Source organism: Paenibacillus sp. Y301, from assembly GCF_059445505.1.
This window is the reverse complement of record NZ_JCAIUL010000020.1, coordinates 1-12535: the sequence shown is the minus strand read 5'-3', so window position 1 is coordinate 12535 and position 12535 is coordinate 1. Positions and strand designations below refer to the sequence as shown.

Here is a 12535-nt window from a genome sequence, read left to right as displayed (position 1 = left end):
AGGCTTATAAGTGGGTAAGAAATAATATATATTTATGATTTAGCAACAAAACACAGACAGGAGGCCATAAGAACATGGATCACAAAAAAGACAGATTAATCCGAGGCACAGCCATGAATGGCCATGTGCGTGCCTTAGTGGTGCGCACAACAAGTCTAGTAGAAGAGCTTCGTCAAAGACACGATACATGGCCAACGGCTACAGCAGCAATGGGTCGGACACTGACAGCGGCAGCTATGATGGGTGCCATGCTTAAAGGTAAAGAAAAAATAAATGTTCAAATCAAGGGTGATGGCCCGATCGGTCAAGTTGTTGCAGAAGCTAATGCACGAGGAGAGGTCAGTGGGTACGTAACGAATCCACATGTTCATTTACCAAGTAATAGTCTAGGTAAACTGGACGTTGCAGGAGCTGTGGGACGTACAGGTTTTGTGAATGTGGCTAAGGATCAGGGGTTAAAAGATATCTATACAGGTAGTACTCCGATTATTTCGGGTGAGATTGCTGAAGATATAACCTATTATTTCGCAGTTTCAGAACAGACACCTTCGGCAGTAGGTTTAGGCGTACTAGTAGGAACAGATAATGCGGTTATGGAAGCAGGTGGATTCATCATTCAGCTCATGCCGGGATTAACTGATGATGAGATTACAGCTATTGACAAAGCGGTTAGTGGTCTTCCCCCAATCACATCATTAATGGATCAAGGGATGGACTTGGAGGAAATGCTTCACCGGCTGCTACCAGATGCGGAAGTATTAGATGAAATGGATCTTCACTTTCACTGTCAATGTTCAAAGGAACGGGTTGAAAAGACACTTATTAGTCTAGGTCAATCTGAAATCGAACAAATCATTGAGGAAGATGGTCAGGCAGAGGTCGTATGTCATTTCTGTAATGAAGCGTACTCTTTCGACAAAGTGGAACTTCAACAAATTCTGAAACAGACCTTGAATTAACGGTATGGATGATGAAGATTAGGAGAAGGGAAAGGACGCTTTGGATTGCCAATGCCATATTAGTCATTATGCTCCTTTCCACGATTTGTCTCATTCTACTTCGTGGTCTTGGACCCATAGATCAGAATCACTCAATGGAAGTAGGAGACATAGCGGTAGCCTATTTTAATAATGAGCCGATTCTCAATGGCGAATGGGAACAAGAATTGAAGCAAAAGTACGGGCAGGAAGTACTTATTCATTTATTAAACCGTAAAGCGGTATTTGAGGAAGCAGAAAAATTAGGTATTTATATCTCATCCGAAGAGGTCACTACTCAAGTAAAGAAAGATATGAGGGGATACGACTCCGAAGAAGCTTATTATCATGAGATGGAGACACAATTAGGCCTTTCACCTGAAGATGTGGAGTCCGAGATGAAATATAAATTAACCTTAGAGCAAATTGCCATCTCTGGTATTGATATCTCAGAGGAGCAGATTGATAGCTATTTCGAAGAGAACAAGGATCAATTTGAGCCTCGTAAACAGTTCCAACTTTCGGCTATTAAGGTTTCCAGCCAAGGAAAAGCTGAGGATGTATTGAATCAGCTCGAACAAGGCTCCGATTTCACAGAAGTGGCAAGTGAATATTCAACAGATGAAAGTAGTCGTAATAAGGGCGGAAGGATTGGAACAGTAGAATCGGATGATCCCTTCTTACCTCAGGAAATGCTGGATGCAGTGGATGCACTTCAAATTAATGATATCGCTGGGCCCTTCCGTTGGGACGAAGATTACGTTGTGATCCAACTAACAGACATTATTGAGGGAGAACAAGAGGATACAGCTACCATTCGTAAATCTATCCATAAATTGCTTGCATTAAATGAAGCCGCGCCACTTACCGAGTTAGAGAAGATACTTAGAGATAAATACGATGTTAGAATAGTGGCTACTAGTGGTCTATAATGTGTCAATAAAATTGCGGGTAACATGGGGATACTTTGATAAATGGCTTGTGGATGTTGCCAGCGAAGTATCCTTTTTTTGGTTGCTCGATATTGACAAGGGATGTAGAGTTTTGATAAGATGGGAATACAAAAACCAACTGAAACACTCGGATATATCGGGAAACATAGACAATGATGGTTAGGCTATCCGTCACGGTTTCCTTATCATACAACTAGATGAATTATATTTAGCATATTATTAGTATAGTTAACCATTATTCTAGGAGGTCTTTATTCATGGCAAAGGTCGTTAATAGTGTAACTGATTTAATTGGAGAAACACCGCTTGTCCGTTTGAACCGTCTAGTTTCTGATGATAGCGCAGAAATCTATCTTAAACTTGAGTACCAGAACCCAGGATCAAGTGTTAAAGATCGTATTGCGATCAGTATCGTTGAAGAAGCTGAGAAAGATGGAACTCTTAAACCGGGTGGAACGATTGTAGAAGCAACTAGTGGGAATACTGGAATTGGGTTAGCAATGGTTGCTGCTGCTAAGGGGTACAAGGCAGTTATCGTTATGCCAGAGACTATGAGTTTGGAGCGTCGCAATTTATTGCGCGCATATGGCGCTGAGCTTGTTCTGACTCCAGGTTCGGAAGGTATGAATGGAGCTGTAACAAAAGCTGAAACCATTGTAAGAGAAAACCCTGGGTATTTCATGGCAGAGCAATTCAAGAATCAAGCGAATGTGAAAATTCACCGTGAAACGACAGGGCCTGAAATCGTTGAAGCGATTGAGTCGATCGGTGGTACGTTAGATGCATTTATTGCTGGAATTGGTACGGGTGGAACAATCTCTGGTGCTGGTGAAGTGTTGAAAAAACAATATCCAGACATTAAAATCTATGCTGTAGAACCTGCTGCTTCGCCAATCTTAGCGGGCGGTAAACCAGGTCCTCATAAGATTCAGGGATTAGGAGCTAACTTCATTCCTGAAATTCTGAACCGAGATATCTATGATGAAATCATTCACGTTGAGAACGACGAAGCGTTTGAAGTAGCACGTCGGGTTGCGACAGAAGAAGGGATTCTATCTGGAATTTCCTCGGGTGCCGCTGTATCTGCTGCTCTTAAAGTAGCTAAACAACTAGGTAAGGGTAAGCGCATTGTTGTTATTATTCCTAGTAACGGTGAACGATACCTTAGCACACCATTGTATAATTTCGAGGGATAATCGTATAATCTAATTGAATAAACTCAATGTGAGACCCTATTGTGCTGTTAAGGACAATGGGGTCTTTTGAAATACAAAGATTTATAGTTTCCATTCATAATCACCGATTCTGCTTGTAACATGTGACCAAAATTTCTTTTCAAACTAGCTATAACTAAAGTATACTGACAAGCAGTTAACATTCCATTAGTAGAGTACCGCGGTAATGATGGTATTATAAAATAAGATGATGCTTCCGAAGCAAGTCTTTTTACGAAGAATAAGTAGTAGGTAACGCTATAAAAAGACTAAGATGATGATTCCGATGCAAGTCTTTTTACGAAGAATAGACAAGAAGTAACGCTATAAAAAGACCTTTAGGAGGGATAAGGTGACAAAACACGTGTTAACTTCACTTGCACAGTGGGAACAATGGTTAACAGAAGGGTGGAGTGTACTTCCTTATCTTGTACGGATGAAGAGTGGGGTATTGCCTCCTTCATGGACACAGGCGTGGGAGGCTGCTTCACCGTATGCTGTAGTTCTTGAGAGTGGTAAGAGTGGGCGTTATACGTACTTAGGCCTTCATCCTGTATCTGTTATTACGGGAAAAGGGAACGAAGCGAGCGTAGTTCATTCCCCTTCTGGTGTGATAGATACGATGGAGGGCGCTCCTTTACAAGTATTAGAGCAATGGATGGCACCTTATCGTTCACCTCAAATGGCTAATGGGGATTATCCGCCTTTCTTGGGGGGATGCTGTGGGTTTCTGGGATACGATGTTGTACGTTCTTTAGAGAAGCTTCCATTATCGGCAGAGGATGAGCCTACATTTCCTGATTACATGTGGATGAGAATGGAAGAAGTATGGATATATGATAATAAGGATCAGGTTGTATACTGTGCAGTTCATATGCCGATAGATGAGAAGAGCGCTAATACATTAGACTCGTTATACAAGGATGCTGTAGCAAGAGCCGCTGGAATGATGGAGTTATGGATCTCCATGAGTACAGACGGGGAGGCGGAGCGCAATAACCGTTTACGTGAATTGGATAAGTTTGAAGAGCAAGAGCGGGTGCAGATAGCGAAAGCTTCCTCTCCAGGGCAGAGGCCAGGAATGACAGCACATTTTTCGCAAGAGTCTTTTGAGCAAGCCGTGCTGAAAATTCAAGAATATATTAGACAAGGAGACGTATTCCAAGTCAATCTATCCCTTCGACAAGAGAAAGAGTTACATTCTTCACCTGAACAAATATATGAGTGGCTACGCATATTAAATCCTTCTCCTTATATGGGATTACTAAGATCACCGGGATTCTCTTTGGTTAGTGGGTCCCCTGAACTGTTGGTAAAGGTGCATGGTGATCAAGTGAGTGCTCGTCCAATCGCAGGTACAAGACGTAGAGGCAATACCATAGAAGAAGATGCAGCGATGGCAGCTGAACTCTACATGAACGAGAAAGAACGTGCAGAGCATATCATGCTAGTCGATCTGGAACGAAATGATATTGGCCGCATAGCAGCCTATGGTTCAGTACACGTTCCTGAACTTATGACAATCGAATACTATTCACATGTGATGCACCTTGTGTCCCAAGTAGAAGGCAGCTTGAGGCCTGGAAAAAGTACATATGAGGTCATTACAGCTCTTTTCCCGGGAGGAACAATTACGGGCGCTCCAAAGATTAGAACGATGGAAATTATTGATGAACTTGAGCCTGTTCGTAGGGGTCCCTATACGGGGTCTATGGGCTGGATTGACTATAATGGTAATATGGAATTAAATATTATTATACGAACATTGGCTGTGCTGGACGGCAAAGGATATATTCAAGCAGGAGCAGGTATTGTCGTTGACTCTGATCCTTATCGTGAATATCGCGAGTGCCATAATAAAGCTAAGGCAATGATAAAGGCAGTGTTATGCAGCGAAGAAGAAGCAGCCGTAAGTAGATAGAATGAACTAGAGAGAGCATTGTTGTCACGTTGGTTCGGAGAGCGGTTGTCAGCACTTCTGTAGTTCAGTTTATATAGCAGCGTACGAGGGGGATGTTCTTATGATATTAGTACTCGATAACTATGATTCTTTTACGTATAACTTGGTTCAGTATTTAGGTGAATTAGGTGAGGAAGTAAAGGTATATCGCAATGATGAGATCGATATTTCAGGGATTAAGGAACTTACACCAGATCATATCTTGATCTCTCCAGGGCCTTGTACACCAAATGAAGCAGGAATTAGTCTTGAAGTTATAACCACATTCAAGGGGATCATTCCAATCTTTGGCGTATGTTTGGGACATCAAGCGATTGGTCAAGCTTTTGGAGGGAAGGTTATACGTGCAGAACGTCTAATGCATGGTAAAACATCTCCGATTCATCATCACGGAACTTCCGTCTTTGAAGGGCTACCCTCACCGTTCACGGCAACTAGATACCATTCATTGCTAGTAGAGCGGGAGAGCTTACCGGAGTGTTTGGAGATTACGGCTGAGACGGAAGAAGGAGAAATCATGGGACTTCGTCACAAGGATTATCCAATCGAAGGTGTGCAATTCCATCCCGAATCTATCATTACCGATCATGGACATCAGATGTTACGGAACTTTTTGAAGCAATCTCAACTAAAAAAAATATGAACTATATAGGATTAAATTTTGGTGTTGTAGATGAGCCGAACGCGCGGGTATCAGTCATGGACCATGGATTTCTGTATGGGATGGGACTGTTCGAGACCTTTCGCACCTACAAGGGTGTACCCTTTTTGTTGGACAAACATCTTAAAAGGCTTGCTGAAGGTTGTTTGGCGCTAGGAATACAATATGAGATCGATCTAGAGGCTACCTCTACATGGATAACCAATGTTATGGTGGCTAATGGATTAGCCGAGGCTTATATTCGATATACGGTTAGTGCGGGTGAAAATGTACTGGGGTTACCTACCACAGATTATCTCAGTCCAAATCACTTTCTTATCGTAAAAGAACTACCCCAAGTGAATTCTGACCTTTATCAGAACGGCAAAGGATTACAAAGATTATACACACGTCGTAATACCCCTGAGGGAACCGTCCGATTTAAGTCGCTACACTACATGAATAATATTTTAGCGAAGCGGGAGCTAATGTCCTACCCTAAAGCATCAAGAAATCAGGCTGAGGGGCTCATGCTGGATGGACAGGATTATGTTGCTGAGGGGATTGTGAGTAACCTATTCTTCGTTCAAAAGGGATCCATCTACACACCTCATGTGAATACGGGCATTTTACCTGGAATTACTAGAGGACTTGTAATGGAACTCTCCATTGAACAAGGTCTGCCCTGTGAAGAAGGCTGGTATACTTGGGCAGATTTGGTGAAGGCCGAGGAAGTATGGATGACTAGCTCTATTCAGGAGCTAATACCTATAACTACACTTCTATTGGAGGATGGCTCTTGCATTACAGTAGGAAAGGGTACCGCTGGACCCATAACAACTAGACTGTTGCAATTATATCGAGAGAAAGCAGGCATTACCAAATGATTATAACAATTCATGAACGTACTTATACTCAAGGGGAAATGGAGTTAAGTCTGGGCCATTCCACCCTTATTATGGGTATATTAAATGTCACACCGGATTCCTTCTCTGATGGTGGCCAATTTACAGATACGGAGCTAGCTGCGCAACATGCCCTTCAAATGATAGAGGACGGCGCGGATATCATTGATATTGGTGGGGAATCGACGCGACCTGGTTTTGAACAAGTTGGTATGGAAGAAGAATTGGCTCGGGTTATCCCTGTCATTGAAGCTATTCATCGCGTAGCTCCCCACATCCCTCTCTCCATAGATACGTACAAAGCAGAAGTAGCACGCCAAGCTATTAAGGCTGGAGCCCATTTTATTAACGATATTTGGAGGGGGATTGGCGATCCTCAAATGTTATCTACAGCGGCAGAACTTTCGGTTCCTATTATTCTGATGCATAACCGCCATGATCGAAACTATAACAGTCTTATTGACAACATGATTGAGGATTTGCAAGAAAGTGTTCAATTAGCGCTTCAAGCAGGTGTGAAAAGGGAAAATATCATTCTGGATCCTGGTATTGGTTTTGCAAAAGATTACGTTGAGAACATGCGCGTAATGGTAGAGCTTGATGCGCTAGTTCAACTAGGATATCCAGTGTTACTCGCTACCTCTCGCAAGAAATTTATTCGGACGGCATTGAATCTACCTGTAGATGATGTCATTGAAGGAACAGCAGCAACGGTAGCCTTCGGTATTGCACAAGGCTGTCAAATTGTAAGAGTTCATGATGTATCTTCTATAAAGAGAACAGTTCAGATGTGCGATGCGATGGTATATGGATCCATTCGTAGAGAATAATGTGGTTTTAAAAATAGCGTGTATGTAGATAGGTGGTAATGAAAAATGGATAAAATGGTATTACACCGCATGGAGTATTACGGATATCATGGTGTTTTTGAAGAAGAAAGAAAACTCGGGCAACGTTACTATATTGATCTAGAACTGCAAATGGACCTCCGGGATGCGGGAGAACAAGACGATTTAACAAAAACCGTAAATTACGCAGAGATTCATTATCTTGTAAAAGATATCGTAGAGACCAAATCGTTCCAATTAATCGAAGCTTTAGGAGAAAATATTGCATACTCGTTATTAGACACTTATACTAGTATCAATGCCTTAACGGTCAAAGTGACCAAACCGCATCCCCCATTTGACATCCATTTTCAAGGGGTTACGGTGGAGCTGTTCAGAACAAGAAAGTGAGAGTTAATGATGAAGTTACATTCCACCTCTGAGTCATCAGAGGCTTATATTGCATTAGGGGCTAATTTAGGTGACCGTGAAGGAACCTTGCTGGAGGCTATAACTCGTCTTCATGCACATCCACAGATTCATGTACTCCGATGTTCAGATCTATATGAGACAGAGCCTGTTGGCTATATAGACCAACCTTACTTTCTTAATATGGTGGTAGCTGTAAGCACAGATCTAGCTCCTCACGTTCTTCTGAAAGTCATGCAGGGGATTGAACAAGAACTTGGCCGCGTGCGTCATATTCATTGGGGACCACGTACGGTAGATTTGGATCTTCTATGGATGGAAGGGAAGATTGAGAATACGCTAGAGCTCATTCTGCCTCACCCTCGGATGGAGGATCGAGCATTTGTCCTTGTTCCTATGCATGATATTGTACCCTGTGATGAAAATTCTGGTTTATATATTGTAATTAAGACAGCACTTGAGAGACTGACCGGAAAGGAAGGGATACAACAATGGAGAACTTGCAACTGGCAGCCCGAATCCGAGCTTTCAGAAAACTAAAGGGATATACCCAACAAGAACTAGCTTCTAAGATGGGGATATCACTTGCCGTTTTAGGAGAAATTGAACGAGGTAATCGTCACGTAGAAGATCAAATTTTAAATAAAATTGCAGAGGTATTGGAAATTTCAATTCCTGAGCTAATGAATATATCTTATTAGATAAGAAATAATTATATGAAATTAAGAATGGGTGCTATAAAAACTTAAGAATATGCTTTCGATGCTGGTTTTTATCGAAGTGCATCAAGGAAGTAGCGCTAATAAAAACTTAAGATTATGCTTTCGCTGCTAGTTTTTATCGAAGTACATCAAGGAAGTAGCGCTAATAAAAACTTGGAGGTGATTATCACATGCTTAAGATAGGCGATATTGAAATGAAGAACCAAGTCGTGCTTGCTCCTATGGCGGGTGTATGTAACCCCGCATTTCGTTTGATTGCGAAGGAGTTTGGAGCGGGCTTGGTGTGTGCAGAAATGGTCAGTGGTAAAGCTATCGTCCATGGTAATAAACGTACGCAAGAAATGCTTTTTGTTGATGAACGTGAGAAGCCACTAAGTTTACAGATATTTGGGGGAGACCGGAACTCTCTTATTGAAGCAGCCAAAGTTGTAGATCGTGAGACAAACGCTGATATCATTGATATTAATATGGGGTGTCCTGCTCCGAAAGTGACCAAAGTTGATGCAGGCGCTCGTTGGCTTCTTGATCCGAATAAAATTTATGAAATGGTGTCTGCTGTTGTAGATGCTGTAGACAAGCCTGTCACTGTAAAGATGCGTACAGGTTGGGATAGTGATCATATCTACGCTATAGAGAATGCCAAGGCGGTCGAACGTGCTGGTGGCAAAGCAGTTAGTGTGCATGGTAGAACAAGAGAACAACTTTATACGGGTCAAGCAGACTGGAATATTATTAAAGAAGTCAAACAATCTGTTGGCATACCTGTTATTGGTAACGGGGATGTTGTTACACCCGAGGATGCGCGTCGGATGTTGGAGTTGACTGGATGCGATGGCGTTATGATTGGTCGAGGGGCGCTAGGTAATCCTTGGATGTTATACCGTACGATTCAGTATTTGCAGACAGGAGAACTTGTTGCGGATCCAAGTGCTGAAGAGAAAATTAAAATTGCTATCCTTCACATGGATCGCTTGGTTGCAATGAGAGGTGAGCACATAGCTGTTCGTGAAATGCGTAAACACCTAGCATGGTATTTGAAGGGCTTAAGAGGTTCTGCTCGAATTAAAGACGAAATCATGGAAGAGACCAGACGAGATGAAATGGTGAAAATTCTTGAAGATTTCGTCGCAGGATTGGATAAAGAAGAAGAGACAAATGACGATTTATCTGCTGTGATAGCTTCTGTTCAGTAATTGGAAATAGCATGCGAGGGAACTGCATTGACTTTTTGAAATGGTTACCATATACTTTTTCAGTATAAATTCGACTCAATGGTTAATCTCGACAGCAGAGGATTGTTCTGATTCCTCAAGATTTGCATATAGTGGTTTTCATAAGTATAGGTAATCTTTCTAAATTATTCACATGACAGGAGAATCGGTTAATGGGCGATAAAGAAGTCATTCTTACACAAGAAGGTCTCAAGAAGTTAGAGGATGAGCTGGAGCATCTCAAATCCGTGAAACGCCGTGAGGTTGCGGAACGGATAAAAGTTGCCATTGGTTATGGCGATATTAGCGAGAACTCCGAATATGAAGATGCCAAGAATGAACAAGCTTTTATTGAAGGGCGCGTTATTACTCTTGAGAAGTTGTTACGTAATGCTCGCATTATTAACAATGACGACATTAATACGGACTCTGTAGGTGTAGGTGCTACGGTGACTGTAGAAGATGTAGAGTTTGGAGATACAGTGGAGTACCTAATTGTAGGTACAGCTGAGTCTGATCCGCTAAACAACAAAATATCGAATGAAAGCCCGGTAGGTAAAGCCATTCTTGGTAAACAACGGGGTGCCATTGTTGATGTTACTGTTCCAGCAGGTGTTATTCAATATAAGATTATTGATATTAAAAAGTAAGGTATAATGAGTGAAGATTGTTTAAAAGGCTTCCTAATGGGAAGCCTTTTTTAAAGATATAAGTAAGATGTAAGTTTCACCCTTTTTAACTATATTTCTCACAGAGCAGATACCACCGCCTTATAAGGCTGGTGATGGTGTTTCTCTTGAATATATATAAATGACAGATGACATACCTTTGATAAGTTAAGTAGTTAAGAAGCACAATGGTTAAATCGCAAGGGATACTAAGGAGATGAAGTTGCATGTCGGAAGAGATAATCAATCAGGAGAACGAACTCAGTGAATTGCTACAGATTCGTCGCAACAAATTGGACGAGCTACGCGGAATGGGTATAGATCCATTTGGTAAAAAATACGACAGAACACATAATGCAGGCGAACTTGTATCAAAGTATGATCCGTTTACTCATGATGAATTAGAAGAAATGGCAGTTCCGGTTAGTGTTGCAGGCCGTATTATGGCTAAACGTGGCATGGGTAAGGCTATTTTTGCTCAAATTCAGGACCTAAGTGGAAAAATACAAATATATGTGCGTCAGGATTCTGTTCCTGAAGTGAAATTTAGCGCATTCCGCTTACTTGATCTAGGAGACATTATTGGTGTAACAGGTCTTATGTTTAAAACAAAGACTGGAGAAACAACAATCAAAGTTGATGATGTAGAGATTCTTTCTAAGTCACTTTACCCACTACCTGATAAATACCATGGTCTTAAGGATGTTGAGCTTCGTTACCGTCAACGTTATGTTGATCTGATGATTAATCCAGAAGTACAACAGACATTCATAATGCGTTCAAAAATTATTCAATCCATGCGTCGTTACTTAGATTCACTCGGATATTTGGAAGTGGAGACACCTACATTGCACTCCATCGCTGGTGGTGCTGCTGCGAAACCTTTTACAACACATCACAATGCACTTGATATGGATCTATATATGCGTATTGCAATAGAGCTTCACTTGAAACGTCTAATCGTTGGTGGACTTGAAAAGGTGTACGAAATTGGACGTGTGTATCGAAATGAAGGTATTTCGACTCGTCACAATCCGGAATTTACGATGATAGAACTGTATGAGGCTTATGCGGACTATAAAGATATCATGAATTTGACTGAAACAATGGTCGCTCATATAGCTAAAGAAGTTCTGGGTACAACAGTTATTGACTATCAAGGTGTAGAAGTCGATTTAACACCATCATGGCGTCGAGTATCTATGGTTGATGCTGTCAAGGAAGTAACGGGTGTAGACTTTAGTGTTCATATGACAGATGAAGAAGCACGTAATTTGGCAAAAGAACACAAGGTTCCTGTGGAAGCACATAATAAGTTTGGTCATATCTTAAATGCTTTCTTTGAACAGTTCGTAGAAGAGACTTTAATTCAACCAACATTTATTACTGGACATCCTGTAGAGATCTCGCCGCTTGCGAAGCGTAACGAAGAAGATCCACGCTTTACAGATCGGTTTGAGTTATTTGTTGTTGCAAGAGAACATGCGAATGCATTTACGGAGTTGAATGATCCGATTGATCAACGTCAACGTTTTGAATCGCAACTGGTGGAACGTGAACAAGGTAATGATGAAGCACATGAAATGGATGATGACTTTATCCGTGCACTGGAATATGGTATGCCACCAACAGGTGGACTTGGTATTGGTATAGATCGATTAGTAATGTTACTTACCAATTCAGCATCTATTCGTGACGTTCTTCTTTTCCCTCATATGCGTACACAAAAGGAAAAATAAGAACGACTCAGTCATTGGTTTATCAAAGTAAATAGATACAAGTTCCGGCTTAGTTTCCTTATTGGAGATTAAGCCGGATTCTTGTTTAAAGTGAAGATTGAAATATATAAAATTTAATCATTAAAAAAGTGTTGCAATCATTATTCGTACATGATATATTATTAGTCCGGCCAATAAATAATACATTTATTGAATCGGCAAGCCAAACTCAAATGAAACGTAAACGAAAATAAAGCTTGCATAAACGAACCGGACATGATATGATATAGAAGTTGTCGCCGAGAACAACT

Annotated in this window: 13 protein-coding genes; all 13 read left to right on the top strand. The window is 41.3% G+C overall.

Annotation, left to right across the window (positions count from 1 at the left end; genetic code table 11):
* The first annotated feature begins 74 nt into the window (after positions 1 to 74).
* The 13 genes from hslO to lysS all read left to right on the top strand — a co-directional run bounded on the left by hslO (position 75) and on the right by lysS (position 12245).
* Entirely contained in the window at positions 75 to 959 is an 885-nt protein-coding gene (gene hslO, locus AC1D69_RS22700; protein ID WP_495458408.1) for an Hsp33 family molecular chaperone HslO, read from the top strand.
* Positions 960 to 967: 8 nt separating this feature from the next.
* Complete coding sequence (locus tag AC1D69_RS22695) at positions 968 to 1909, top strand: peptidyl-prolyl cis-trans isomerase (protein ID WP_495458407.1); 942 nt, start codon at positions 968 to 970, stop codon at positions 1907 to 1909.
* A 278-nt stretch (positions 1910 to 2187) separates the two neighbouring features.
* Positions 2188 to 3126, top strand: a complete 939-nt coding sequence (cysK, locus tag AC1D69_RS22690; protein WP_495458406.1) for a cysteine synthase A — start codon at positions 2188 to 2190, stop codon at positions 3124 to 3126.
* Positions 3127 to 3496: 370 nt separating this feature from the next.
* Positions 3497 to 5065 (top strand): anthranilate synthase component I family protein, encoded by a 1569-nt coding sequence (locus AC1D69_RS22685; protein ID WP_495458405.1) that lies wholly within the window; start codon positions 3497 to 3499, stop codon positions 5063 to 5065.
* A gap of 100 nt (positions 5066 to 5165) precedes the next feature.
* Complete coding sequence (gene pabA, locus AC1D69_RS22680; RefSeq protein WP_495458404.1) at positions 5166 to 5747, top strand: aminodeoxychorismate/anthranilate synthase component II; 582 nt, start codon at positions 5166 to 5168, stop codon at positions 5745 to 5747.
* Positions 5744 to 6631 (top strand): aminotransferase class IV, encoded by an 888-nt coding sequence (locus tag AC1D69_RS22675; protein ID WP_495458403.1) that lies wholly within the window; start codon positions 5744 to 5746, stop codon positions 6629 to 6631. Before pabA ends, AC1D69_RS22675 begins: the two co-directional genes overlap by 4 nt.
* Complete coding sequence (gene folP / locus AC1D69_RS22670) at positions 6628 to 7479, top strand: dihydropteroate synthase (RefSeq protein ID WP_495458402.1); 852 nt, start codon at positions 6628 to 6630, stop codon at positions 7477 to 7479. Before AC1D69_RS22675 ends, folP begins: the two co-directional genes overlap by 4 nt.
* 45 nt (positions 7480 to 7524) lie before the next feature.
* On the top strand, positions 7525 to 7887 hold the full coding sequence (gene folB / locus AC1D69_RS22665) for a dihydroneopterin aldolase (protein ID WP_495458401.1): 363 nt from the start codon (positions 7525 to 7527) through the stop codon (positions 7885 to 7887).
* A gap of 9 nt (positions 7888 to 7896) precedes the next feature.
* Positions 7897 to 8445 (top strand): 2-amino-4-hydroxy-6-hydroxymethyldihydropteridine diphosphokinase, encoded by a 549-nt coding sequence (folK, locus tag AC1D69_RS22660; protein ID WP_495458459.1) that lies wholly within the window; start codon positions 7897 to 7899, stop codon positions 8443 to 8445.
* Entirely contained in the window at positions 8397 to 8606 is a 210-nt protein-coding gene (locus tag AC1D69_RS22655) for a helix-turn-helix domain-containing protein (RefSeq protein ID WP_495458400.1), read from the top strand. The genes folK and AC1D69_RS22655 overlap by 49 nt, the downstream gene beginning before the upstream one ends.
* 191 nt (positions 8607 to 8797) lie before the next feature.
* Positions 8798 to 9820 (top strand): tRNA dihydrouridine synthase DusB, encoded by a 1023-nt coding sequence (gene dusB, locus AC1D69_RS22650; RefSeq protein WP_495458399.1) that lies wholly within the window; start codon positions 8798 to 8800, stop codon positions 9818 to 9820.
* Positions 9821 to 10011: 191 nt separating this feature from the next.
* The gene (greA, locus tag AC1D69_RS22645) at positions 10012 to 10488 is read left to right on the top strand and encodes a transcription elongation factor GreA (RefSeq protein ID WP_495458398.1); all 477 of its coding nucleotides are present in this window, start codon (positions 10012 to 10014) and stop codon (positions 10486 to 10488) included.
* Between the two features lie 245 nt (positions 10489 to 10733).
* The gene (lysS, locus tag AC1D69_RS22640; protein ID WP_495458397.1) at positions 10734 to 12245 is read left to right on the top strand and encodes a lysine--tRNA ligase; all 1512 of its coding nucleotides are present in this window, start codon (positions 10734 to 10736) and stop codon (positions 12243 to 12245) included.
* Positions 12246 to 12535: the final 290 nt, after the last annotated feature.